General features: G+C 73.6%; 24 protein-coding genes and 1 tRNA gene. 18 read left to right on the top strand and 7 right to left on the bottom strand.

Annotated features, from left to right (window positions below; translation table 11 throughout):
- Positions 1 to 33: 33 nt before the first annotated feature.
- The 5 genes from IR170_RS09980 to IR170_RS09960 all read right to left on the bottom strand — a co-directional run bounded on the left by IR170_RS09980 (position 34) and on the right by IR170_RS09960 (position 5,346).
- Positions 34 to 1,185 carry an acyl-CoA dehydrogenase family protein gene (locus IR170_RS09980; RefSeq protein WP_193662323.1) on the bottom strand — a complete coding sequence of 384 codons (1,152 nt, stop codon included), beginning with the start codon at positions 1,183 to 1,185 and terminating at the stop codon, positions 34 to 36.
- A 62-nt stretch (positions 1,186 to 1,247) separates the two neighbouring features.
- Positions 1,248 to 1,997, bottom strand: coding sequence for an SDR family oxidoreductase (locus IR170_RS09975; protein WP_056904792.1), 750 nt, complete (start codon positions 1,995 to 1,997; stop codon positions 1,248 to 1,250).
- Between the two features lie 52 nt (positions 1,998 to 2,049).
- The gene (locus IR170_RS09970) at positions 2,050 to 3,003 is read right to left on the bottom strand and encodes a phosphatase PAP2 family protein (RefSeq protein ID WP_193662311.1); all 954 of its coding nucleotides are present in this window, start codon (positions 3,001 to 3,003) and stop codon (positions 2,050 to 2,052) included.
- 32 nt (positions 3,004 to 3,035) lie between these two features.
- Entirely contained in the window at positions 3,036 to 4,175 is a 1,140-nt protein-coding gene (locus tag IR170_RS09965; RefSeq protein ID WP_193662305.1) for an acyl-CoA dehydrogenase family protein, read from the bottom strand.
- Between the two features lie 19 nt (positions 4,176 to 4,194).
- Entirely contained in the window at positions 4,195 to 5,346 is a 1,152-nt protein-coding gene (locus IR170_RS09960) for an acyl-CoA dehydrogenase family protein (protein ID WP_056862116.1), read from the bottom strand.
- A gap of 205 nt (positions 5,347 to 5,551) precedes the next feature.
- Here IR170_RS09960 and mfd point away from each other — a divergent pair, with 205 nt between their 5' ends.
- Genes mfd through IR170_RS09945 form a run of 3 tightly spaced genes read left to right on the top strand, consistent with a single transcriptional unit; the run spans position 5,552 to position 10,469 of the window.
- Complete coding sequence (gene mfd, locus IR170_RS09955) at positions 5,552 to 9,133, top strand: transcription-repair coupling factor (RefSeq protein WP_319805011.1); 3,582 nt, start codon at positions 5,552 to 5,554, stop codon at positions 9,131 to 9,133.
- Positions 9,130 to 9,804, top strand: coding sequence for a hypothetical protein (locus IR170_RS09950; RefSeq protein WP_193662291.1), 675 nt, complete (start codon positions 9,130 to 9,132; stop codon positions 9,802 to 9,804). Before mfd ends, IR170_RS09950 begins: the two co-directional genes overlap by 4 nt.
- A 2-nt stretch (positions 9,805 to 9,806) precedes the next feature.
- Positions 9,807 to 10,469, top strand: coding sequence for a MazG nucleotide pyrophosphohydrolase domain-containing protein (locus tag IR170_RS09945; RefSeq protein WP_319805010.1), 663 nt, complete (start codon positions 9,807 to 9,809; stop codon positions 10,467 to 10,469).
- A gap of 18 nt (positions 10,470 to 10,487) precedes the next feature.
- Here the strand turns inward: IR170_RS09945 and IR170_RS09940 are convergent, their stop codons facing one another.
- On the bottom strand, positions 10,488 to 11,321 hold the full coding sequence (locus IR170_RS09940; protein ID WP_193662285.1) for a class I SAM-dependent methyltransferase: 834 nt from the start codon (positions 11,319 to 11,321) through the stop codon (positions 10,488 to 10,490).
- A 135-nt stretch (positions 11,322 to 11,456) separates the two neighbouring features.
- Here IR170_RS09940 and eno point away from each other — a divergent pair, with 135 nt between their 5' ends.
- From eno to IR170_RS09885, 11 genes are all read left to right on the top strand, one after another.
- Entirely contained in the window at positions 11,457 to 12,734 is a 1,278-nt protein-coding gene (gene eno, locus IR170_RS09935) for a phosphopyruvate hydratase (RefSeq protein ID WP_193662283.1), read from the top strand.
- A 189-nt stretch (positions 12,735 to 12,923) separates the two neighbouring features.
- Positions 12,924 to 13,370: an FtsB family cell division protein gene (locus IR170_RS09930; protein WP_227489012.1), complete on the top strand. Its 447-nt coding sequence runs from the start codon at positions 12,924 to 12,926 to the stop codon at positions 13,368 to 13,370.
- Complete coding sequence (locus tag IR170_RS09925; RefSeq protein WP_193662281.1) at positions 13,367 to 13,864, top strand: DUF501 domain-containing protein; 498 nt, start codon at positions 13,367 to 13,369, stop codon at positions 13,862 to 13,864. Before IR170_RS09930 ends, IR170_RS09925 begins: the two co-directional genes overlap by 4 nt.
- Positions 13,849 to 14,778 carry a Ppx/GppA phosphatase family protein gene (locus IR170_RS09920; RefSeq protein ID WP_319805009.1) on the top strand — a complete coding sequence of 310 codons (930 nt, stop codon included), beginning with the start codon at positions 13,849 to 13,851 and terminating at the stop codon, positions 14,776 to 14,778. Before IR170_RS09925 ends, IR170_RS09920 begins: the two co-directional genes overlap by 16 nt.
- 59 nt (positions 14,779 to 14,837) lie before the next feature.
- Positions 14,838 to 15,143: a hypothetical protein gene (locus IR170_RS09915; protein WP_056862124.1), complete on the top strand. Its 306-nt coding sequence runs from the start codon at positions 14,838 to 14,840 to the stop codon at positions 15,141 to 15,143.
- 10 nt (positions 15,144 to 15,153) lie between these two features.
- Positions 15,154 to 15,951, top strand: coding sequence for a uracil-DNA glycosylase (locus tag IR170_RS09910; protein ID WP_193662280.1), 798 nt, complete (start codon positions 15,154 to 15,156; stop codon positions 15,949 to 15,951).
- On the top strand, positions 15,948 to 16,487 hold the full coding sequence (locus IR170_RS09905) for a glycine cleavage system protein R (RefSeq protein ID WP_193662279.1): 540 nt from the start codon (positions 15,948 to 15,950) through the stop codon (positions 16,485 to 16,487). Before IR170_RS09910 ends, IR170_RS09905 begins: the two co-directional genes overlap by 4 nt.
- Positions 16,484 to 17,044, top strand: a complete 561-nt coding sequence (def, locus tag IR170_RS09900) for a peptide deformylase (protein ID WP_193662278.1) — start codon at positions 16,484 to 16,486, stop codon at positions 17,042 to 17,044. The genes IR170_RS09905 and def overlap by 4 nt, the downstream gene beginning before the upstream one ends.
- A gap of 37 nt (positions 17,045 to 17,081) precedes the next feature.
- Positions 17,082 to 17,154, top strand: a tRNA-Leu gene (locus tag IR170_RS09895).
- Positions 17,155 to 17,212: 58 nt separating this feature from the next.
- Positions 17,213 to 17,827, top strand: a complete 615-nt coding sequence (locus IR170_RS09890; protein ID WP_193662277.1) for an SAM-dependent methyltransferase — start codon at positions 17,213 to 17,215, stop codon at positions 17,825 to 17,827.
- A 163-nt stretch (positions 17,828 to 17,990) separates the two neighbouring features.
- Entirely contained in the window at positions 17,991 to 18,857 is an 867-nt protein-coding gene (locus IR170_RS09885) for a Bax inhibitor-1/YccA family protein (protein ID WP_056862129.1), read from the top strand.
- 124 nt (positions 18,858 to 18,981) lie between these two features.
- Here the strand turns inward: IR170_RS09885 and IR170_RS09880 are convergent, their stop codons facing one another.
- Positions 18,982 to 20,034 (bottom strand): SGNH/GDSL hydrolase family protein, encoded by a 1,053-nt coding sequence (locus IR170_RS09880; protein ID WP_193662276.1) that lies wholly within the window; start codon positions 20,032 to 20,034, stop codon positions 18,982 to 18,984.
- 69 nt (positions 20,035 to 20,103) lie between these two features.
- Between IR170_RS09880 and IR170_RS09875 the strand changes: the two genes are divergently transcribed.
- The 4 genes from IR170_RS09875 to IR170_RS09860 all read left to right on the top strand — a co-directional run bounded on the left by IR170_RS09875 (position 20,104) and on the right by IR170_RS09860 (position 24,298).
- Positions 20,104 to 21,510, top strand: coding sequence for a cystathionine beta-synthase (locus IR170_RS09875; RefSeq protein ID WP_193662275.1), 1,407 nt, complete (start codon positions 20,104 to 20,106; stop codon positions 21,508 to 21,510).
- 138 nt (positions 21,511 to 21,648) lie between these two features.
- Positions 21,649 to 22,290 (top strand): ABC transporter permease, encoded by a 642-nt coding sequence (locus tag IR170_RS09870; RefSeq protein WP_319805008.1) that lies wholly within the window; start codon positions 21,649 to 21,651, stop codon positions 22,288 to 22,290.
- Complete coding sequence (locus IR170_RS09865; RefSeq protein WP_193662274.1) at positions 22,287 to 23,483, top strand: ABC transporter ATP-binding protein; 1,197 nt, start codon at positions 22,287 to 22,289, stop codon at positions 23,481 to 23,483. The genes IR170_RS09870 and IR170_RS09865 overlap by 4 nt, the downstream gene beginning before the upstream one ends.
- Positions 23,480 to 24,298, top strand: coding sequence for an ABC transporter permease (locus IR170_RS09860; protein WP_193662273.1), 819 nt, complete (start codon positions 23,480 to 23,482; stop codon positions 24,296 to 24,298). Before IR170_RS09865 ends, IR170_RS09860 begins: the two co-directional genes overlap by 4 nt.

The following is a 24,298-nucleotide window of genomic DNA, read 5'->3' as shown; positions in this document are numbered from 1 at the left end:
GGGTGGAGGAGAGAACGAGGGGGGCGGGAGGGGTCAGACGAAGGCGTTGACGCCGGTCTCGGCGCGGCCGATGAGCAGCTTCTGGATCTGGCTGGTGCCTTCGTAGAGCGTCATGACCCGGGCGTCGCGCAGGTACTTCGCGCCGGGGTACTCGTCGACGTAGCCCGCGCCGCCGTGCACCTGGATGCAGTTGTTGGCCGCTCGCACCGCGGCCTCGGAGGCGAACAGCTTGGCCTTGGAGGCGGCGGTGCCGAAGGGCTCGCCTCGGTCGACGAGGTCGGCGCAGCGCCACACCAGCAGGCGCGCGGCGTCGGCGTCGAGGGAGATGTCGGCGATCATGTCCTGCACCAGCTGGAAGCCCGCGAGGGGCTTGCCGAACTGGGTGCGGTTGAGGGCGTAGTCGACGCTGGTCTCCAGGCACCCCTGCACGATGCCGACGCAGCCGGCGGCGACCGCCAGCCGTCCCTTGTCGAGGGTGCTCATGGCGATCTTGAAGCCCTTGCCCACCTCGCCGAGCACGGCCGAGGCCGGCACGCGCACGTCGGAGAGGAACAGCTCGGCCGTGGCCTGGCCGCGCAGCCCGAGCTTGCCCTTGATCTCGCGGGCCTCGAAGCCGGGGGTGTCGGTGGGCACCAGGAACGCCGTGACCCCGCGGGGGCCGTCGTCGCTGGTGCGGGCGAAGACGAGGGCGACGTCGGCCCAGGTGCCGTTGGTGATGAACAGCTTCTGGCCGTTGAGGACGTAGTCGTCGCCGTCCTTGACCGCGCGCGAGGTCAGGTTGCCGGCGTCGGAGCCGGTGCCGGGCTCGGTGAGCCCGAAGCAGCCCAGCTTCGAGGCGGTGGCCAGCTGCGGCAGCCACTCCTGCTTCTGCTCCTCGCTGCCGAAGAACAGGATCGACTTGCCGACCAGGCCGCTGCTGACCGAGACGATGCCCCGCAGGGCGGAGTCGGCGCGGCCGAGCTCCTCCATGGCGAGGGCGTAGGTGACGTAGTCGCCGCCCAGCCCGCCGTACTCCTCGGGGATGGTCAGGCCGAAGAAGCCGAGCTCGGCCATCTTCGGCACGATGGCGAGGTCGACCGCCTCGTCGCGGTCCCACTGGATGCGGTGGGGCACGGCCTCCTTGTCGAGGAAGGCCCGCGCGGTGTCGCGGAAGCTCTGCTGCTCGTCGCTCAGGGAGAGGTCCATGACCTCATCCTGACCCACGGGTGGTCGCCGTCACAGTCCCGGTCCCGGCGGGCGGACCGGGCTCAGCGGTGGGCGAGGGTGACGCCGCCGTCGAGCACGACGGTCTGCCCGGTCAGCCAGGAGGCCTCCTCGGAGAGCAGGAACGCCACGGCGCCCGCGACGTCGTCAGGCACACCGAGGCGGCGCAGCGGGTACGTCGCGGCGACCTCCTCCTCGCGGCCCTCGAAGAGGGCCTCGGCGAAGCGGGTCTTCACGACCGCGGGGGCGACCGCGTTGACCCGCACCGACGGGCCGAGCTCGACGGCGAGGTCCTTGGTCAGGTGGATGAGCATCGCCTTGCTCGCGCCGTACATCGCGATGCCCGGGGCGCTGCTGACGCCCGCGACCGAGGCGACGTTGACCACCGCACCGCCGTGCTCGCCCATCCACGCGCGGTGGGCGACCTGCACCCAGCCGAGGGCGGCGACCACGTTGACGTCCACGATCTTGCGGGCGGCGTCGAGGTCGAGCGCCATCAGCGGGCCGTAGGCGGGGTTGATGCCGGTGTTGTTGACCAGCAGGTCGACGCTGCCGAAGGCCTCGAGGGTGCGGGCCACCGCCTCGTCGCGGTGCGCGGCGTCACCGGCGTTGCCGGCCACGCCGATCGCGTGGTCGGGGCCGCCGAGGCTCGCGACGGCCTCCTCGAGCGCCTCGGGCTTGCGGGCGGTGACGCAGACCCGCGCCCCCTCCGCGACCAGCCGCTGGGCCACGGCCAGGCCGATGCCGCGACTGGCGCCGGTGACGACGGCGGTCCTGCCCTGGAGTCCTCGCACGGTGGTGCCTCTCGTGTGGGTCGGTCGGTGGTGGGGGTCAGGCGGGTGGGGGTCAGGCGGGGGTGGGGCGCTCGTGGCGGCGCTCCCACCAGGTGGAGCCGGCGAGCACCAGGCCCGCCAGCAGCCCGCCGGCGACCACGTCGACGACGTAGTGCTCGGCGTAGTAGACCAGGGCCACCGACATCAGCAGCGGGTAGAGCAGCAGCAGCCAGCGCCAGCGGGTGCGCAGGTGGCCCACGCCGTAGAGCGCGACGAGGAACGTGATGCCCGCGTGCAGCGAGGGCATGGCGGCGACCGGGTTGCCGACACCCTGGAGCACGAGGTCGAAGCGGCCCAGGCCCAGGTCGGCCCACCCGCGGCCGGTGATCCGGGTGACCTCGCCGAGGTAGCCCTGCTCGGAGGCCATCCACGGCGGGGCCATCGGGTAGACGACGTAGACGACCAGGGCGCCGAAGTTGATGGCCAGGAAGCGGCGCATCCAGCGCACCCACTGGGTGCGGTTGCGCACCCACAGCACGGCCGCGATGGTCAGGCCGGTGAGGAAGTGGGAGGCGTAGACGGTGGTCAGGACGACGTCGTACCACCGGGGCGGGCTCTCGCGCAGGCACGGGTCGCCGCACCACGCGTCCTGCAGGCGCTCGGTGGGCGTGACGCCCCCGCCGAGCCACTCGTCGACGGTGATCGGCATCTGCACGTGCACCGGGAGACCGAGCTCGTCGGTGAGGCCGCGGCTGTAGAAGTAGACGACCAGGCCGATGACCGGGAGCGACCAGTCGCGCAGGAACAGCAGGTGGTAGCGCCACGGGGCCTGCACGTTCCACGCGATGGTGCCGAGCCACAGCCACACGAACACCTGGACGGTGTCGTTGGGGATGCCGAGCAGCTCGCTCCACAGCACCAGCAGCACGGCGTAGACCGCCATCGCCAGCGCGCGGGGGCCCCGGCTCGTGGTCGGCGGCAGGCCCGGGGGTGCCGAGCGGGTGGTGTCCTCGGCGGTGCCCGTCATGGGAGGGATCCTAAGGACCCCTCCCACCGGTGTCAGGGAAGCGGGTCGATCGAGCCGTAGTCGCCGATGCCGCCGGCCAGCGCGGAGAGGTGGTGCTGGCCGTCGCCGAGGAGCCGCTCGAGGGCGGTGAGCACCGAGACGTAGCTGCCCACGGAGTACTCCGCGGTCATGCCGATGCCCCCGTGCAGCTGGATCGCCTCCTGGCCGACGTGGCGGCTGGCCCGGCTCACCTGGAGCGAGGCGCGGTGGGCGGCGTCACGGGTGGCCTCGGCGTCGCCGGTGGCCAGCACCATGGTCGCCCACTGGGTCAGGCTCGTGGCCAGCTCCAGGGAGACGTACATGTCGGCGGCGCGGAAGTTGAGTGCCTGGAAGGTGTTGAGCGGCACGCCGAACTGCTTGCGGCTCTTGAGGTACTCCGTGGTGGTGCGCAGCGCCACCTCCATCGCGCCGACGGCCTGGTTGCAGGCCATGATCCGGCCGATGTCCTGGACCGTGGCGATGCTGGCGGTGACGTCGCGACCTGCCTCGCCCAGCGGCGTCGCGGCGGTGCCGGAGAAGGTCACCTTGGCCGCGCGGCCGCCGTCGTAGGTGGCGTAGTCGGTGCGCTCGGCGGCCGAGCCCTCGACGAGGAAGAGGCCGGTGCCGCCGTCGGGCAGCGCGGCGCTCACCACGAGCAGGTCGGCGCGTGCGCCGTGGACGACCGGCTCCTTGACGCCGCTCAGCGTCCAGGAGCCGCCCTCCTCGGTGGCGGTGACCGCGGTGGCCGAGGGGCTCCAGCGCGAGCCGGGCTCGTCGTGGGCCAGCGCCAGCACGCTCTCGCCGGCGCTCAGCGCGCCGAGCACCTCGCCGCGCTGCTCGGTGGTGCCGACCGCGGAGACCAGCCCGCCGGCGAGCACGACGCTGGTGAGGTAGGGCTCGGGGGCGATGACGCGGCCGAGCTCCTGGGCCACGATCGAGATCTCGACCGGCCCGGCGCCGACCCCGCCGTCGTCCTCGCTGAAGGGCAGGCCCAGCACGCCCATCTCGGCCAGCTGGGTCCAGACCTTCTCCGAGAAGCCCGGGTCGGCCTTGGTGGTCTGGCGGCGCTGCTCGAAGTCGGAGTAGGCCCGGCCGACCAGTCCGCGCACCGCGTCGCGGAGGGCGTCCTGCTCGTCGTCGTAGGTGAAGTCCATGATGAGTCTCCTGCCCGGCTCAGAGGCCGAGGATCGTGCGGGAAATGATCTGGCGCTGGATCTCGTTCGAGCCGCCGTAGATGGAGGCCTTGCGCAGGTTGAGGTACGACGGGGTCGCGTGGCGCGCCCAGTCGGGCAGGGCGCTGTCGTCGCCCGCGCCCGACGCCAGCGACCCGGGCCCGGCGAGGTCGACGAGCAGCTCGCTCACGGCCTGCTGCAGCTCGGTGCCCTTGAGCTTGAGCACGGAGCTCGCCGGGTGGGGCTCGCTGCCGGCGGAGTGGGCGACCACGCGCAGGGCGGTGAGCTCGAGGGCCAGCAGCTCGTTCTCCAGCTCGGCGATGCGGGCCGCGGTCAGCGGGTCGTGGGCCTGCTCGCCGGCCAGCTCCTTGGCCCGGGCCAGGCGGCGCTTGGTGGAGCCCACGGGGGCCACGCCGACGCGCTCGTTGCCGAGCAGGAACTTGGCCATCGTCCAGCCCTGCCCGGGCTCACCGACGAGGTTCTCGCCCGGCACGCGCACGTCGCTGAACCACACCTCGTTGACCTCGTGGCCGCCGTCGATGAGCTCGATGGGCCGCACCTCGACGCCGGGGGAGGTCATGTCGATGAGGAGCATCGAGATGCCCTTCTGCTTCTTCACCTCCGGGTCGGTGCGCACGAGGGTGAAGATCCAGTCGCCGTACTGCCCCAGCGTGGTCCAGGTCTTCTGGCCGTTGACGACCCAGTCGTCGCCGTCGCGGACCGCGGTGGTGCGCAGGCCGGCGAGGTCGGAGCCGGCGTCGGGCTCGGAGAAGCCCTGGCTCCACCAGATGTCGAGGTTGGCGGTCTTGGCCAGGAAACGCTCCTTGATCTCCTGGCTGCCGAACTGCGCGATGACCGGACCGATCATCGAGGCGTTGAAGGCCAGCGGCGGCGGCACCGCGGCGGCCTGCATCTCCTCGTTCCAGATGTGGCGCTGGATCTGGCTCCAGCCCCGGCCGCCCCACTCCTCGGGCCAGTGCGGCACCGCGAGGCCGGCCGCGTTGAGCGTCTGGTGGGCCTCCACGATCTGCTCGCGGGTGAGCTCGTGGCCCGCGGCCACCGCGTCGCGGATCTCCTGGGAGACCTTGGTGGTGAAGAAGTCGCGCATCTCCGCGCGGAACTCCTGCTCCTCGGCCGTCAGCTGCAGCTCCATGTCACGCCTCTCGTCGCGGCCCCTGCGGGGCCGGTGCTGTGGTGCCGATCTCATCATGGCCTCCCGGTGGTTGCCCGCCCCCACCCGTCCGGGCCGCAGACGATCCCGTGGTCGGTGGTGCGACCTAGACTGGGCCGGTCACCACCCCCTGTCGTCTCGACCGGGGGCCGTCGTCGTGGGTGACGCCCGTCAGTCGAGGAGCTCCGTGACCACCACCGTCCTTCCCCCCGCCCCGTCGACCAGCCCCGCGGTGACGGCGCTGGCGCGGGCCGTGCTCGCCGACGCCACGCTGTCCGAGGTGCTGGCCGACGCCGCCGGCGGCGCCGTGCGGGCGCTCGACCTCACCGGGCCGGAGGCGCTGCGGCCCTTCGTGGTGGCGGGCCTGGTGGCCCAGGGCCGCACCGTGCTGGCCGTGACCGCGACCGCCCGCGAGGCCGAGGACCTGGTAGGGGCGCTCGGCGACCTCGTCGACCCCGCGACGGTGGCCTACTACCCCAGCTGGGAGACGCTGCCCCACGAGCGGCTCAGCCCGCGCAGCGACACCGTCGGGCGCCGCCTGGCGGTGCTGCGCCGCCTGCGCCACCCCGGCACCGACGCCTCCAACGGCCCGCTCAAGGTGGTCGTGGCCCCGGTGCGCTCGGTGCTCCAGCCGCAGGTCGCGGGCCTGGCCGACCTCGAGCCCGTCGAGCTGGTCAGCGGCGAGGCCGCCGGCCTCGACGACGTGGTGCGGCGTCTGGCCGACGCGGCCTACAGCCGGGTCGACCTGGTCGAGAAGCGCGGCGAGTTCGCCGTGCGCGGCGGCATCGTCGACGTCTTCCCGCCGACCGAGGAGCACCCGCTGCGCGTGGAGTTCTGGGGCGACGACGTCGAGGAGATCCGCAGCTTCTCCGTCGCCGACCAGCGCACCCTCGAGAAGGTCGAGCGGCTCTGGGCCCCGCCGTGCCGCGAGCTGCTGCTCACCGACGCCGTGCGCGAGCGGGCCGCCGAGCTGGGCCGCAGCCACCCGCAGCTGCTGGAGCTGACCGACAAGATCGCCGCCGGCATCGCGGTGGAGGGCATGGAATCGCTCGCCCCGGTGCTGGTCGACGAGATGGAGCTGCTGGTCGACCTGATGCCGGCCGACACCCACGTGCTGGTGCTCGACCCCGAGCGGGCGCGCCGCCGCGCCCACGACCTGGTCGCGACCAGCGAGGAGTTCCTCGGCGCGAGCTGGGCCGCAGCGGCCGGCGGGGGCACCGCCCCGGTCGACCTGGGCGCTGCGTCGTACCAGGACCTGGCCGAGGTGAGGCTGACCAGCCTCGAGCAGCACAAGCCGTGGTGGACGATGAGCCCCTTCGGCATCGCCGACGACGCCGAGACCGCCACCGGCATGAGCGCCAGCGACGCCGGCGTGCCGACCCGGGCCCTGCCGGCCCACCCGGTCGACGCCTACCGCGGCGACGTCGAGAAGGCCATCACCGACCTCGAGGGCTGGCGTGCCGCGGGCTTCCGCACCGTCGTGGTGCACGTCGGGCACGGCCCGGCCAACCGCATGGTCGAGGCCCTCGGCGAGCACGACGTGCCCGCGCGGCTCGACGGCGAGCTGGGTCACGACGTCGTGACCGTCACCTGCGGGTCCCTCACCCAGGGCTTCGTCGACGAGACCAACCGGCTGGTGCTGCTGACCGGGGAGGACATCTCGGGGCAGAAGTCCTCCACGCGCGACATGCGCAAGATGCCGGCGCGGCGCAAGAAGCAGATCGACCCCCTCGAGCTCAAGGCCGGCGACTTCGTCGTGCACGAGCAGCACGGCGTGGGCCGCTTCATCGAGATGAAGCAGCGCGAGGCCGGGGGCGCGGTGCGCGAGTACCTCGTGCTCGAGTACGGCGCCTCCAAGCGCGGCGGCCCGGCCGACCGGCTCTACGTGCCCGCCGACGCCCTCGACCAGGTCACCCGCTACGTCGGCGGCGAGCAGCCCAGTCTCGACCGGCTCGGCGGCGCCGACTGGTCCAAGCGCAAGAGCCGCGCCCGCAAGGCCGTGCGCGAGATCGCCGCCGAGCTGATCAAGCTCTACGCCGCGCGCCAGGCCACCAAGGGCCACGCCTTCGGCCCCGACACCCCCTGGCAGCGTGAGCTGGAGGACGCCTTCCCCTTCCAGGAGACCGTCGACCAGCTGACCACGGTCGACGAGGTCAAGGCCGACATGCGCCAGGTCGTGCCGATGGACCGGCTGGTCTGCGGCGACGTGGGCTACGGCAAGACCGAGATCGCGGTGCGGGCGGCCTTCAAGGCCGTGCAGGACGGCAAGCAGGTCGCCGTGCTGGTGCCGACCACGCTGCTGGTCACCCAGCACCTGTCGACCTTCGCCGAGCGGATGAGCGGCTTCCCGGTCGTGCTGCGGGCGCTGAGCCGCTTCCAGAGCGACAAGGAGGCGGCCGAGGTGATGAAGGGGATGGCCGACGGCTCGATCGACATCGTCGTCGGCACCCACCGCCTGCTCAACCGCGACGTGCGCTTCAAGGACCTCGGCCTGATCATCGTCGACGAGGAGCAGCGCTTCGGTGTGGAGCACAAGGAGCAGATGAAGCGGCTGCGCACGTCGGTCGACGTGCTGTCGATGTCGGCCACGCCGATCCCGCGCACCCTGGAGATGGCGATCACCGGCATCCGGGAGATGTCGACGATCACCACCCCGCCCGAGGAGCGCCACCCCGTGCTGACCTACGTCGGCGCCTACGAGGACCGCCAGGTGGTGGCGGCCGTGCGCCGCGAGCTGCTGCGCGAGGGCCAGGTCTTCTACATCCACAACCGGGTGCAGTCGATCGAGAAGGCCGCCGCGCGCATCCGCGAGCTGGTGCCCGAGGCGCGCGTGGCCACCGCCCACGGGCAGATGGGGGAGAAGCAGCTCGAGCAGGTGATGCTCGACTTCTGGGAGAAGCGCTTCGACGTGCTGGTCTGCACGACGCTGGTGGAGTCGGGCCTCGACGTCTCCAACGCCAACACCATGATCATCGAGCGCTCCGACACCCTCGGCCTCTCCCAGCTGCACCAGCTGCGCGGACGCGTGGGCCGCTCCCGCGAGCGGGCCTACGCCTACTTCCTCTACCCCGCGGAGAAGCCGCTGACCGAGACCGCCCACGAGCGGCTCGCCACGCTGGCCCAGCACTCCGACCTGGGCGGCGGGATGGCGATCGCGATGAAGGACCTCGAGATCCGCGGTGCGGGCAACCTGCTGGGCGGGGAGCAGTCGGGCCACATCGCCGACGTCGGCTTCGACCTCTACGTGCGCCTGGTCGGCGAGGCCGTCCACGAGTTCAAGGGCGAGGGCGAGCCGGAGCTCGACGAGGTGCGCATCGAGCTGCCCGTCGACGCCCACCTGCCCCACGACTACATCCCCAGCGAGCGCCTGCGCCTGGAGATCTACAAGCGCCTGGCCGAGGTGCGCACCGACGAGGACGTCGACGCCATCAACGAGGAGCTGCTCGACCGCTACGGCGAGCCGCCGGTCGTGGTCGTGTCGCTGCTGCTCGTCGCGCGCTTCCGGGCCCGGGCCCGCCAGGCCGGCGTGGGCGAGGTGACGGTCGCGGGGAAGAACGTGCGCTTCGCGCCGGTGAGCCTGCCGGAGTCGCGGGTGGTGCGGCTGATGCGGATGTATCCCAAGGCGATCGTCAAGACCGGTGTCGACACCATCCTCGTGCCGCGGCCGCAGACGGCGGTCGTGGGTGGCAAGCCCATCGACGGGATCGCCCTGCTTGAATGGGCCCGCAGTGTGATCGACGCCATCATCGACCCGCGGGAGTCCACGTGAAGATCGTCCGCCCGGCAGCCGGTCTGGCCGCCGTCGTCCTCCTCGGCTCGGGGCTCGCGGGCTGCGGGGTCGCCGATACCCCGATCCGCCCGGGCGTCGCCGCGACGGTCGGCGACGAGGACATCACGCTGAGCGAGGTCGACACCTACGCCGCCGACACCTGCGAGCTGCTGGAGTCCAACGAGGGCCAGGCCCCGATCGCCGGCGCCGCCTTCCGCGACCAGGTGCTCTACAGCCTGGTGCTGGGCTCGATGGCCGAGCAGATCGGCGCCGACTACGACGTGGACGTCGCGGCCGCGCGCCGCCAGGTCGAGCAGACCACCCGGCAGGGGCTGACCGGCGCCGACCCCGACCTGGTCGACGACGTGCTGCCCGTCTTCGCCGGGCCCGACCTCTTCACCGCCGTGCTCAACAGCGCGGTGACGTCGCAGGTGGAGGAGGGCACGAGCGGCGAGGAGGCCCAGGCCGCGGCCACCGAGCTGGTGCAGCAGTGGCAGGACGACAACGGCGTGGAGACCAACCCCCGCTTCGCCTCGATCGACGTGGCCAGCCAGGAGGCCGGCACCGTGCCCGAGCTCTCGGTCGCCGTCGGGGAGGCCGCCACCGCGCTCGACGGGGAGCTGACCCCGGAGCAGGTCGCCGCCCTGCCCGCCTCGCAGCGCTGCGGCTGAGCGTGGCGGGCACCGGGGAGCTGCGCCGGGAGGGGAGCGGGCAGGAGCCGCTGCTCGTCTTCCGCACGATGATGCGGCGCCTGCGCGCCGAGTGCCCCTGGAAGCGCGAGCAGACCCACCGCTCGCTGTCGCGCTACCTGCTCGAGGAGGCCCACGAGACCCTCGAGGCCGTCGACGCGCTCGCGGCGGCCGAGGACGCCGGCGACCCCCGGCGTCGCGCCGCGGCGGCCTCCCACCTGCGCGAGGAGCTCGGCGACCTGCTGCTGCAGGTCTACTTCCACGCCGCGGTGGCCGAGGAGCACGGCGACTTCGACCTCGACGACGTGGCCGCCGGCCTGGCCGAGAAGATGGTGCGGCGCAACCCGCACGTCTTCGGCCCCGACCCGGGCTCCCACGACGACGCGGCGTCGGTCGACGACGCCTGGCAGCGGATCAAGGCCGAGGAGAGGCCGCGCGCCGCGCTGCTCGACGGCGTGCCCGCCACGCTGCCGGCCCTGCTGCTGGCCGACAAGGCCCTCGACCGGCTCGCCCGGGCGGGCCGACCGGTCGAGGACCTCGACCCCGACGACCTCGGCGACCGGCTGCTGGGCCTCGTCGCGGAGGCCCGCGCCGCCGGCGCCGACCCCGAGCAGGTGCTGCGCGACGCGGTGCGACGGCGTACCTGACGGGCCTCGGGGGGCGGCTCAGGGGCGGGCGAGGGTGTAGCGCACCACCAGCTGCAGGTGGAGCCGGCCGTCGTCGCCGCGGGTGCCCTCGAGCACCTCGCCGATGCGCTCGAGGATCTCGGGGTGCTCCTCGACGGGGCTGCGCATCCACACGTCGGTGAGCCACGTGGTCAGCGACCAGCGCCGCCAGTGGTCGAGGTCGTCGAAGACCAGGTCGTGGGTGAGCGTGGCGTGCTCCACGTCGCTCCAGCCGGCGCCGGTGAGGAAGTCGGTGACCTCCTGGTCCTCGTCGACCTCGGGGGCCTGGGTCATGCTGCGCCGGCCGGTGCGGTGGGCGTGGTCGTCGAAGACGTCGAGCACCGCCCGCCACGCCGGTGGCCAGGTGCCGAAGGTCGTGAAGCCGGCGCGCCCGCCGGGCCTCACCAGCCGGCGCCACGCCGTGAGCGCGACGTCGGGCTCGGGCAGGAAGAAGAGGAGCAGCGAGGAGGCGAGCACGTCGTACGACGACTCCTCCAGCGGCGGCTCGACCGCGTCGCCGAGCACGACCTCGACCTGGGAGGCGCCGCGCTGCTGGGCCTCGCCGGCGGTCAGCTCGACCATGCTCGGCGCCAGGTCGAGGGCGTCGACGTGGCCCTCGGCGCCGACGGCCTCGGCCAGCGGGAAGGTGACGGCGCCGCGGGCGCACCCCAGGTCGACGGCCCGCTCCCCGGCCTGCGGGGCGAGGCGACGGACCAGCTCGGCGCCGACCGGTCCGCTGAAGGCGACGTCGGAGGTGTCGTAGGTGTCGGCGAGACCCTCGAAGAGGGCGGTCACCTGGCGGATGCGGGTCTCGGGCGGGGGCAGGGGCTCCATGCGCACCGATCCTGCCCGGCGAGCGGGCGGGGCGGCTCACCCGAGACGACGGGGTCGCAGGGTCGGCGCGGGGTGCCGGGTCCCCTAGGCTGGCTGGGCCCCCACCCGAGACACCTCTGCACCAGGAGCAAGCCAGTGGCATCCATCGAAGCAGTCGGCGCCCGCGAGATCCTCGACTCCCGCGGCAACCCCACCGTCGAGGTCGAGGTCCTCCTCGACGACGGCACCTTCGCCCGGGCGATGGTGCCCAGCGGCGCCTCCACGGGCGCGTTCGAGGCCGTCGAGCTGCGCGACGGCGGCGACCGCTACCTCGGCAAGGGCGTCGAGAACGCCGTGCGCGGCGTCGTGGAGAAGATCGGCCCGGCCGTGGAGGGCCTCGACGCCGACGACCAGCGCCTGGTCGACCAGGTCATGCTCGACCTCGACGCCACGCCCAACAAGGCCGAGCTCGGCGCCAACGCGATCCTCGGCGTCTCGCTGGCCGTGGCCCGCGCGGCGGCCGACTCCGCGGGTCTCCCGCTCTACCGCTACGTCGGCGGCCCCAACGCCCACGTGCTGCCGGTGCCGATGATGAACATCCTCAACGGTGGCTCCCACGCCGACTCCAACGTCGACATCCAGGAGTTCATGATCGCGCCGATCGGCGCCCCCACCTTCCGCGAGGCGCTGCGCCAGGGCGCGGAGGTCTACCACGCGCTCAAGGCGGTGCTGAAGAAGAAGGGCCTGGCCACGGGCCTGGGCGACGAGGGCGGCTTCGCCCCGGACCTCGACTCCAACCGCGCCGCGCTGGACCTCATCGCCGAGGCCGTCGCCGCGGCCGGCCTGACCCTGGGCACCGACATCGCCTTGGCCATGGACGTCGCGGCCAGCGAGTTCTGCACCGACGGCACCTACGCCTTCGAGGGCGGCTCGAAGACCGCGGCCGAGATGGTGGCCTACTACGCCGAGCTGTGCGAGGCCTACCCGATCGTCTCCATCGAGGACCCCCTCGACGAGGACGACTGGGAGGGCTGGAAGGCCATGACCGACCAGCTCGGCTCGAGGATCCAGATCGTCGGCGACGACCTCTTCGTCACCAACGTCGAGCGCCTCCAGCGCGGCATCTCCGGCGGCCAGGCCAACGCGCTGCTGGTGAAGGTCAACCAGATCGGCTCGCTGACCGAGACCCTCGACTCCGTCGAGCTGGCCCACCGCAACGGCTACCGCTGCATGATGAGCCACCGCTCGGGCGAGACCGAGGACACCACCATCGCCGACCTCGCGGTGGCCACCAACTGCGGCCAGATCAAGACCGGCGCCCCGGCCCGCTCCGAGCGCGTCGCGAAGTACAACCAGCTGCTGCGCATCGAGGACGAGCTCGGCGACGCCGCGCGCTACGCCGGTGTGTCGGCGTTCCCGCGGTACACCGCGTAGGGGACCCTAGGAGGCATGGCCGACAAGCGACGCACCCCCGCGCGGGGGGCCGCCTCCCGGCCGGGAGCCCGGGGCCGGTCAGGTCCCGGGCGTCCCGCGGGGGGCCCGCGGACCCGCGCCCCCCTGGCCGGCCGTGCCACCGACGGGCCCGGCCCGTCGGTGCGGCGCCCGCGGCTGACCGGTCGCGCGATGATCCTCGTGCTCGTGCTCGCCGTGCTCGCGGTGTCCTACGCCTCCTCGGCGCGGGCCTACCTCCAGCAGCGGGCCCACCTCGACGACCTGCGCACCGAGATCGCGGAGCGCCAGGCCGACATCGACGTGCTCGAGCGCGAGCAGCGGCGCTGGGAGGACCCGGCGTACGTCGAGCAGGTGGCGCGCGAGCGCTTCGGCTACGTCATGCCCGGCGAGCGCTCCTTCGTGGTGCTCGACGAGGACGGCGAGCCGCTGGAGGCCGAGGCCACGCTCACCGACCCCGCCGACGTCGCGCCCGAGGAGCCCACCGCGTGGTGGGACGAGGCGTGGGCGTCGGTCGAGACGGCCGGTCGCCCCCCGAAGGACGAGGGCACCCCGCCCGCCACCGAGATCGACGGCTCCCCGGAGCAGGCCCCCAGCGGCCAGGAGGACAGCGACCAGTGATCGACCCCGCCGACGAGGCGGCCATCGGCGAGCAGCTGGGCCGTGAGCCCCGCGCCATCCACGCCGTGGGCCACCGCTGCCCGTGCGGCAGCCCCGACGTCGTCACCACCGAGCCGCGGCTGCCCAACGGCACGCCCTTCCCGACGACCTTCTACCTCACCTGCCCCCGCGCCGCCTCACGCATCGGGACCCTGGAGGGCTCGGGGCTGATGAAGGAGATGGAGGCCCGCCTCGGCGAGGACCCCGAGCTGGCCGCGGCCTACGCCCGCGCCCACGAGCGCTACCTCGAGGCCCGCGGCGAGCTGGAGCAGCAGACCGGCGCGGTGCCCGAGATCGCCGGCATCTCCGCCGGGGGCATGCCGAGCCGGGTCAAGTGCCTGCACGTGCTCGCCGGCCAGGCCCTGGCGCAGGGCCCCGGCGTCAACCCGCTGGGCGACGAGGTGCTCGCGCTGCTGGGCCCGTGGTGGGAGCAGGGTCCGTGCGTCGGCCCGTAGCCGCCGTCGACTGCGGCACCAACACGATCAAGCTGCTGGTCGGCACCATGCCGGAGGTGCTGGTGCGCGAGGCCACCGTCGTGCGCCTCGGCGCGGGCGTCGACCGCACCGGTCGGCTCTCCCCGGAGGCGCTGGAGCGCACCTTCGCCGAGGTCGAGCGCTACGCCGCGATCCTGGCCGAGCACGGGGTGCGAGCCGAGGACGTCCGCTTCTGCGCCACCTCGGCCACCCGCGACGCGAGCAACGCCGAGGACTTCCGCGAGGGCGTGCGCGCGCGCCTCGGGGTGCTGCCCGAGGTGCTCTCCGGCGCCGAGGAGGCCGCCCTGGCCTACGCCGGCGCCGTGCGCGAGCTCGACGCGCCGGCCGAGCCGGTGCTGGTCGTCGACGTCGGCGGCGGCTCGACCGAGCTGATCCTCGGCGGGGCGGCACCGACGGCGGCGCACTCGATGGACGTCGGCTCGGTGCGCCTGCACGAGCGCCACCTGCACTCCGACCCGCCGACCGCGGCGGAGGTGGCGGCCTGCGTCGCCGACGTCGACGCCGCCCTCGACGCCTGCCCGGTCGACGCCGTCGCGGCCCGCACGGTGGTCTGCGTCGCCGGCACCGCGACCTCGGTCGCCGCGGGGGTGCTGGGCCTGCCGGCCTACGACCGCGACGCCGTCGACCACGCCGAGCTGCCCGTCGAGGCGGTGCACGAGCTGACCGAGCGGCTGCTGGCGATGACGGTGGCCGAGCGGCTGGCCCTGCCCTGGATGCACCCGGGGCGCGCCGACGTCATCGGGGCCGGTGCCCTGGTGCTCTCGCGGGTGCTGCGACGCACCGCGGTCGCCGGGGTCGTGGCCTCCGAGACCGACGTCCTCGACGGGATCGCCTGGTCGGTGGCCGCCCCCGCAGGGGTGGTGCCGCCCGCCTGAGTGCGACGGCACAGTGGGGGGCTCGAGTGATCCACCCCCCCACAGGAGGAGAACGACCGATGAGCAAGACCACCCTGATCGCCGCCGGAGCCGTCGGCTACGTGCTGGGCGCCCGCGCCGGCCGTGACCGCTACGACGAGATCGTCACCGCCGCCCGCAAGGTCGCGCGCGACCCGCGCGTGCAGTCGGCCAAGGACAGGGCCGCCGACACCGCCCGCACCCAGGCCACCGCTGCTGCCGAGGTCGCCCGCGAGAAGGCCGGCGACGTGGCCGCTGCCGCCAAGGACAAGATGAGCAGCGACGACGCGGCGTCCCCGACCGGAGGCCCGGTCGCCACCCAGACCACCACCCAGACCCCGCTCTGAGGTCGAGCCGGTGCCGGACGGGCTGCCCCACCCGCTGACCGGCGAGGTCTTCGCCTCGCCGGTGCCGCCCGGCACCGGCTGGCCCGACGACCCGGCCGAGCCCCGCACCCCGCTGGAGGTGCTCGCCCGCGAGATGACGACCTGCCGGGCCTGCCCGCGGCTGGTCGACTGGCGCGAGGAGGTGGCGCTCATCAAGCGCGCCGCCTTCGCCGACCAGCCCTACTGGGGCCGCCCCGTCGCCGGGTGGGGCGCCGCGCAGCCGCGGGTGCTGGTCGTCGGCCTCGCCCCGGCCGCCCACGGCGCCAACCGCACGGGGCGGGTCTTCACCGGCGACCGCTCCGGCGACTGGCTCTTCGCCTCGCTGCACCGCGTCGGGCTGGCGGAGCGGCCCACCAGCGAGCACGCCGGCGACGGCCAGCGCCTGGTGCACACGCGCCTGGTGGCCGCCGTGCGCTGCGCCCCGCCGCAGAACAGGCCGACCCCGGCCGAGCGCGACACCTGCGCCCCGTGGCTCGACCGCGAGCTGGCCCTGGTGGGCGAGCACGTGCGCGTCGTGGTCGCGCTCGGCGCCTTCGGCTGGGCGGCGGCGCTGGGCGGCGTACGGCGGGCCGGGTGGCAGGTGCCGCGGCCGGCCGCGAGGTTCGGCCACGGTGCGCAGGCGCGGCTCGTGCGGCCCGACGGCGAGGAGGTGGCGCTGCTGGGCTGCTACCACCCCAGCCAGCAGAACACGTTCACGGGGCGGCTGACGGAGCCGATGCTGGACGAGGTGCTCGGCCGCGCCGCGGCCCTTGCGACAATGGAGCGGTGAGCACCCCCACGCCGCCCCCGACCCAGCACGCGATCACCGTCCTGGGCCACGACCGCCCGGGGATCATCGCCGAGACCACCGGCCGCCTGGCCGAGCTCGGGCTGAACCTCGAGGACTCCACGATGACCCTGCTGCGGGGTCACTTCGCGATGATGCTGGTCTGCGCGGGCGAGCCCTCGGTCGCGGCGATCGAGACGGCCCTGGCGCCGCTGGCCGACGACGGCTCGCTCACCGTGACCGTGCGCGCGGTGTCGCCGGGCGCCGGCGCCGCGCCCGCGGGCAGCTCCTGGGTGCTCACCGTGCACGGCGGCGACCGCCCCGGCATCGTGTCGTCGGTGGTGGGCCGCGTCGCCGAGGTCGGCGGCAACATCACCGACCTCACCACCCGCCTGGCGGGCGACCTCTACCTCCTCGTGGCCGAGATCGACCTGCCCGCCGGGGCCGACGTCGACGCCCTCGAGGCCGCCGTGCGCACCGCGGCGACGGCGCTGGGCGTCGGGGCCACGCTGCGCCGCGCCGAGGCCGACGACCTGTGAGCGCTGTCGACCCCCGGGTGGCGGCCTGGACCGAGGCCGAGCTGGGCGTGGAGGGTCGGGTGCTCGACGTCGTCACCGCGCCGGCCCCGGTGCTGTCGGGCGTGGGGGAGCGGGTCGACCCGACCTCCGCCGAGGTCGTGCGGCTCGCGGCCGACCTGGTGGCCACGATGCGGGTCAGCCCGGGCTGCGTCGGCCTGGCCGCCCCGCAGGTGGGCGTGGGGGCGCAGGTCTTCTGCGTCGACGTCTCCGAGCACCCCAAGACCCGTGAGCACCACGGCACCTTCGTGCTCTGCAACGCCGAGGTGGTCTCCTCCAGCCGCAACGAGAAGGCCCGCGAGGGCTGCATGAGCGTGCCCGACCTCACCGGCGACGTGAAGCGCGCCGGCCGGATCACGGTGCGCGGCCAGCTGCCCGGCACCGGCGAGGAGGTGGAGGTGTCGACCAGCGCCTTCGAGGCCCGCGCGCTGCAGCACGAGATCGACCACTGCCAGGGGCTGCTCTTCCTCGACCGCGCCGCCGGGGCCCACGCGATCTACGCTCGCAAGACCTACCTCTAGGCGCTCGACCGGACGCTCCGCCGGAGGACCGGAGCCGGCCCCCGTATCCCAACGGCAGAGGAAGGCGCCTTAAAAGCGCCGCAGTGTGGGTTCGAGTCCCACCGGGGGCACCTCGACCGACCACCCCGAGGTTGACCTCAGGTCGACCTGAAGGGGGAGCATGGGCCCATGACCGACGACATGTGGACCGCGGAGTTCTGGGACGAGCGCTACTCCTCCTCCGAGCGGATCTGGAGCGGCGCGCCCAACCCCCACCTCGCCGACGTCGTCGGCGGGCTCGTCCCCGGCTCGGCGGTCGACATCGGGTGCGGCGAGGGCGCCGACGTGCTGTGGCTGGCCCACCGCGGCTGGCGCGCCACCGGCGTCGACCTCTCGCAGGTCGCGCTCGACCGGGGCGCGGCCCGGGCCGCGCAGGAGGGGGTCGAGGCCACCTGGCTGCAGGCCGACCTGCTCGCCGAGACCCTGCCCGAGCAGTACGACCTGGTCAGCGCCCACTTCGTGCACGTGCCGACCCAGCACTTCGCGCCGCTCTACACCCGTCTCGGCGCCGCCGTGGCGCCCGGCGGCTCGCTGCTCGTGGTGGGCCACCACCCCCACGACGTCGAGACCGGGGTGCGCCACCACCACGGCGACGACATCCTCTTCACCCCCGACCGGGTCGTGGGCCTGCTCGACCCGCAGCACTGGGACGTGCGCCGCGCCGACGCCCCGACCCGCACCCAGCGGGTGGAGGACGCCGACGTCGCCGTGACCGACACGGTCGTGCACGCCGTACGCCGCTAGCGCCGGTCGGGTGTCGGGGCCCGCCGGCGGCTCAGGAGATTCACAGCCGCGCCGGGAACGCCCCGGACGGGTGTGACGTTGAGGCTGGTGAGGACCCCTACAGTGGTCCGCACTCAGTGAACCGTCAGGGAGACGGTCACCACCGGCCTCCAAGGAGAGACCAATGCAGAGCAACAACCCGGTGTTCCGCCGGTCGGAGGAGTTCAACCGCTCCGGCGCGAACGCCTACGGCAACCAGACCTACGCGGGCAACGGGTACCCCGGCTACTCCAACGACCCCTCGCAGTGGGGCGTCGGCACCCCGGGCGGCCCCGCCCAGCAGACGCCGGCCACCACCGGCCCGATGACGATCGACAGCGTCGTGCAGAAGACGGCGATCACGCTCGGCGTGGTCATCCTGACCGCCCTCGCGACCTGGATCGCCATGCCGGAGGTCACCGAGACCACCGCCGAGACCGCCCTGCCCACGGTGGGCGCGGCCGCGACGATCGGCGCGCTCGGCGCCTTCGCGCTGTCGATGGTCAACTCCTTCAAGCGGGTCATCAGCCCGGCTCTCGTGCTCGTCTTCGCCGCCTTCGAGGGTGTCGCCCTCGGCGCGCTGAGCCTGCTCTTCAACGTCATGTACCCCGGCGTCGTCCAGGGCGCGGTCATCGGCACCTTCGCGGCCTTCGCCGGCACGCTGGCGGCCTACAAGGTCCTCAACATCCAGGTCACCCCGAAGTTCCGGATGATGGTGACCGCCGCCGTGCTCGGCATGGTCGGCCTGGCCGTCATGGAGCTCGTGCTCGGCCTCTTCGGCGCCCAGATCGGCTTCTTCGGTGTCGGCACCGGCCTCAGCCTCGTCTTCGCGGTGGTCGGTCTGGTGCTCGGCGTCTTCATGCTGATCATGGACTTCGACTTCGTCGAGCAGGGCATCGCCAACGGCCTGCCCGAGCGTGAGTCGTGGCGCGCGGCGTTCGCGATGACCGTCAGCCTGGTCTGGATCTACACCAACCTGCTGCGCATCCTGGCCTTCTTCCAGCAGGACTGACCCAGGAGCAGCACCCACCTGTCCGGCCCCGCTAGGTCGGCGTGGAACACGGAACCCCCCGGACCTCGGTCCGGGGGGTTCCGTCCGTCTGCGCCCGGACGGGGCCGACTCGGTCGCGGGCGGGTCAGCCGCGGGCGAGCTCGGGGTCGGGCGTGTCCTGTTCGCCCGCGTCCTCGTCGTGCTCGTCGGGGGTCTCGCCCTCGGTCTCGGGACGGCGACGACGGTGGCGCAGCTCGACCCACAGGCCGCGCACGCCGAGCCGGTTGCCACCGATCTCGGTGCCGCCCAGCTCGGTGCCGGGGTGGTTGACGGCCTGGATCGCGGCGGCGGTGATGGGCAGCACGCCCTCGCCCCGCAGGGCCTCGAGCTGGGCCTCGTCGGTGTCGATGACGCCGAGCGCCGCCAGCGTGGAGGGCAGCAGCACCGCGGAGAGCGAGCGGTAGCCGGCGGCGGAGGGGTGGAACTGGTCGGGGCCGAAGAGCAGCGCGGGCGCCGCGGCGAACTCGGGGCCGAGCACGGAGGCCAGCGACACGGTGCGCCCGCCCTCCTCGATGACCGCGATGGTCTGGCCCGCGGCCAGGCGGCGCGACCAGGCGCGGGCGACCTGCTTGAGCGGCGGGGCGATCGGCTTGAGGGTGCCGAGGTCGGGGCAGGTGCCGACGACGACGGCCACCCCGGCCTCGCGGAGGCGGCGCACCCCCTCGGAGAGGTGGCGCACCGAGACCGCGGGCGTCACGACGTGGGTGACGTCGTTGGCGCCGATGAGGATGACCGCGACGTCGGGCTCGATGGGCAGCGCCCGGTCGATCTGCTCGCCGAGGTCGGAGGACTTGGCGCCGACGACGGCGAAGTCGCGCAGGTAGACCCGCCGGTCGGCGTGCTCGGCGACGCCGGAGGCGACCAGCGCGCCGGGGGTCTCCTCGACCCGCTCGACGCCGTAGCCCGCGGCACTGGAGTCACCGAGCAGGGCGACCTTGATCGCGGGCCCGGGCCGGCCGCGGCCGTACCAGCCGGTCGGGTCGGGCGGCGGCTCCTCGAGGATCGGCCCGATCGTCTTGCGCGCCAGGCGCGCCTCGGCGGTCAGGACGCCGTAGAGACCGGCGCCGAGCACCGACAGACCGCCGCCGCCGAAGGCAGCGGCGGAGGCGAGCTTGCGTGCCGCTGCTGCTTTTCCCACGCGGGGATTCTACGGAGCACGCCCGTCCACACTTCGCCGGGAGGGGTGAACGGGCCCTAGATTGACCGGGTGCAGTACGTCGACTCGCTCCTGGACCTGATCGGCAACACCCCGCTGGTGCGCCTCTCGCGCACCCTCGACCTGCCCGCGACGGGTGGCCCGCTGGTGCTGGCCAAGGTGGAGTACCTCAACCCGGGCGGGTCGGTGAAGGACCGCATCGCCACCCGGATGATCGAGGCGGCCGAGGCCTCGGGCGCGCTGCAGCCCGGCGGCACGATCGTGGAGCCGACCTCCGGCAACACCGGTGTCGGGCTGGCCATGGTCGCCCAGGCCAAGGGCTACCGCTGTGTCTTCGTGTGCCCCGACAAGGTCAGCGAGGACAAGCGCAACGTGCTCAAGGCCTACGGCGCCGAGGTCGTGGTCTGCCCGACGGCGGTGGCCCCGGAGCACCCCGACTCCTACTACAACGTCTCCGACCGCCTGGCCTCCCAGCCCGGCGCCTGGAAGCCCGACCAGTACTCCAACCCCCACAACCCGCGCTCGCACTACGAGACCACCGGCCCGGAGATCTGGGCGCAGACCGAGGGCCGGATCACCCACCTGGTGTGCGGTGTCGGCACCGGCGGCACGATCAGCGGCACCGGGCGCTACCTCAAGGAGCAGGCCGCCGCGGCCGGCCGCGAGATCCAGGTGGTCGGTGCCGACCCGGCCGGGTCGGTCTACTCCGGCGGCACCGGGCGGCCCTACCTCGTCGAGGGCGTCGGCGAGGACTTCTGGCCCGAGACCTACGACCGCGGTGTCGCCGACCGCATCATCGAGGTCTCCGACGCCGACTCCTTCGCCTTCACCCGCCGTCTGGCCCGCGAGGAGGCGCTCCTGGTGGGCGGCTCGTGCGGCATGGCGGCCTACGCCGCGCGCCAGCTGGCCCACGAGCTGGCCGGCACCCCCGAGGGCGAGGACGCCGTCATCGTCGTCATCCTCCCCGACTCCGGGCGCGGCTACCTGACCAAGATCTTCAACGACGACTGGCTGGCGCAGTACGGCTTCCCCTCCGGCGACGGCGCCCCCCACGCCCAGACCGTGGGGGAGGTGCTGCGCGGCAAGTCCGGCCAGCTGCCCGACCTGGTGCACACCCACCCGGCCGAGACCATCGCCGAGGCCGTGGCGATCCTCCAGGAGTACGGCGTCTCGCAGATGCCCGTCGTGCGCGCCGAGCCGCCGATCGTCGCGGCCGAGGTGGCCGGCGCCGTCTCCGACCGTGCACTGCTCGACGCCCTCTACGCCGGCACCGCGCGGCTCACCGACCCGGTCGAGGAGCACATGTCTCCGCCGCTGCGCACCATCGGCGCCGGCGAGGACGCCCGCGAGGCGGTGCACCTGCTGGAGGAGGTCGACGCCGTGCTCGTGCAGGAGGACGGCAAGCCCGTCGGGGTGCTCACGCGCCAGGACCTGCTGGCCTTCCTCGCGCGCTCCTGAGGCCGCGCATGGTCGCCCCCGCGGGGGTCACGGGTGTTCACCCACCCGGGTGACATCACGGGACGCGCCGGCCACACCTGTGGTGGGGTGGCCGCGGACCGCTGACCCCCGGCGGATCCTGGAGGCGGTGGACGCGACGTGTGGGACTTCATCAGGGAACGGCAGGACCAGCTCCTGTACAACGCCTTCCAGCACTTCAGCCTGGTGATGCAGGCCGTGCTGGTGGCCAGCGTGCTGGCGGTGCTGCTGGCCGTCGTCATCGTGCGGTACTCCTGGCTCCAGGGCCTGGCCAACGCGCTGAGCGCGATCGGCCTCACCATCCCGGCGCTGGCGCTGGTGGGCGTCATGCTCGCCCTCACCGGCATCCAGCCGATCTCGGCCTTCGTCGCGGTCGCCTTCTACGCCCTCCTGCCGGTGCTGCGCAACGCCGTGGTCGGCCTCCAGGGCGTCGACCCGACGCTGGTGGAGTCGGCGCGCGGCATGGGCATGAGCCCGCTGGCGGTGCTGTGGCGGGTGCGCCTGCCGCTGGCCTGGCCGGTCATCCACGCCGGGGTGCGCACCTCGACCCAGATGGCGATGGGCATCGCGGCGATCGCGGCGTACATCCTCGGGCCGGGGCTGGGCGGCTACATCTTCACCGGCCTGGCCCAGATCGGCGGCGCCAACGCCGTCAACTACGCCTTGGTCGCCACCCTCGGCATCGTCCTCGTCGCCCTCGTGGCCGACGTGCTCCTGCTGCTCCTCGGGCGGCTCACCATCTCGAAGGGAATCAGGGCATGACCACGCAGCACACCACCGGGCACACCAGCGGCATCAGCGGGGCGGAGATCCGCCTCGAGGAGGTCGTCAAGCGCTACCCCGGCCAGAAGACCGCGGCGGTGGAGTCGCTGTCGCTGACCATCCCCGCCGGCGAGATCGTGATGTTCGTCGGGCCCTCGGGCTGCGGCAAGACCACCTCGCTGAAGATGATCAACCGGCTCATCGAGCCCACCTCGGGCACGATCCTCATCGACGGCGAGGACGTGCGGAAGAGCAGCGCCGACGAGCTGCGCCGCAAGATCGGCTACGTCATCCAGGGCGGCAGCCTCTTCCCCCACATGACCGTGGCCAAGAACATCGCGATCGTGCCGAAGATGCTCGGCTGGGACGCCTCGCGGGTCAAGGGCCGCGTCGACGACCTGCTCGACCTCGTCGGACTCGACCCCTCGCGCTACCGCGACCGCTACCCCCGCGAGCTCTCCGGCGGGCAGCAGCAGCGCGTGGGCGTGGCCCGCGGCCTGGCCGCCGACCCGCCGGTGATCCTCATGGACGAGCCCTTCGGCGCCGTCGACCCCATCACCCGCCAGCGACTGCAGGACGAGCTGCTCTCGATCCAGCGCGAGCTGCGCAAGACCATCGTCTGCGTCACCCACGACATCGACGAGGCGATCAAGCTCGGCGACCGGATCGTGATCCTGCGCGAGGGCGGCCACATCGCGCAGTACGACACCCCCGAGGTCGTGCTCGCCTCGCCGGCCGACGACTTCGTCAGCGACTTCGTGGGCTCCGGCTCCACGCTCAAGCAGCTCAGCCTGGCCCGGGTCAACGAGGTCGACCTGCGCGAGACCGTCACCGCCCGCATCGGCGAGCCCACCGCCGACGCCGTGCAGCGGGCCGAGGCGGCCGGCGAGCGCTCCGTGATCGTGCTCGACGACCGTGACCGGCCCCGCGGCTGGCCCTGGCTGCGCCAGCTCAAGGGCGACCGGATCGTCGAGCCCACCGAGGACCTCGTCACCGTCGACGAGCGCTCGACGCTCAACGACGCCCTCGACACCATGCTCACCAGCAGCCACGGCGCCGCCGTGGTCACCGGTGACCGCGACCGCTACATCGGCATCGTCACCTTCGACACTGTCACCGACCACATGCGCCTGCTCGAGGACCGCGCGGTGGAGGACCGGGCCCACGAGCAGGCGGCGGGGGAGCGGGCATGAGTGCCACGAGCGACGCGACGGCCTCGGCCGGCGCGACGGTCGACCCGACCGGCGAGGCCCCGGCGGCGAAGCGCCGGGGACGGCGCCTCGACCCGGAGATGCTGCTGCTCCTCGTGCTGCCGCCGGTGCTGGTGGCCCTGGCCTTCGGGGCCTGGGTCGTGTGGCGCCAGACCGCCGACCTCGACTCCGTGGAGCAGAGCCAGCTGGCCTGGTCGACGGTCACCTCGCTCATGGTCGAGCACGTCAAGCTCACCGTCGTGGCCGGGCTGCTCGTCGTCGCCGTCGCCGTGCCCCTGGGCATCGCGCTGACCCGTGGCCGGCTCAAGGCCGCCTCGCCCGTGGTCGTGGGCCTGGCCAACGCCGGCCAGGCCGCACCTGCCGTCGGGCTGATCGTGCTGCTCGCGCTGTGGCTCGGCTTCGGCTTCGGCACCGCGATCATCGCCCTGGTGGTCTACGGCGTGCTGCCCGTGCTCCGCAACACGATCGTCGGCCTGCAGGGCGTCGACCCCACCCTGGTCGAGGCCGGCCGCGGCATCGGCATGACCTCGGCGTCGGTGCTGCTGCGCGTGGAGCTGCCGCTGGCGCTGCCGGTGATCATGTCGGGCGTGCGCACCGCCCTGGTGCTCATCGTCGGCACCGCCGCCCTGGCGACCTTCATCGACGCCGGCGGTCTCGGGGCGATGATCGTCTCCGGCATCAACCTGTTCCGCAACTCACTCGTCGTCTCCGGCGCGCTGCTGGTGGCCCTGCTCGCCCTCCTCGTGGAGTGGCTGGGCCGGGTCCTGGAGTTCGTCGCCCGACCGAAGGGGGTCTGA

Origin of the sequence: Nocardioides kribbensis (genome assembly GCF_015070375.1) — a bacterium.
GTDB classification, from domain to species: domain Bacteria; phylum Actinomycetota; class Actinomycetes; order Propionibacteriales; family Nocardioidaceae; genus Nocardioides; species Nocardioides kribbensis.
Note: the sequence above shows the minus strand (reverse complement) of the source record. Positions and strands in the feature narration are given on the sequence as shown.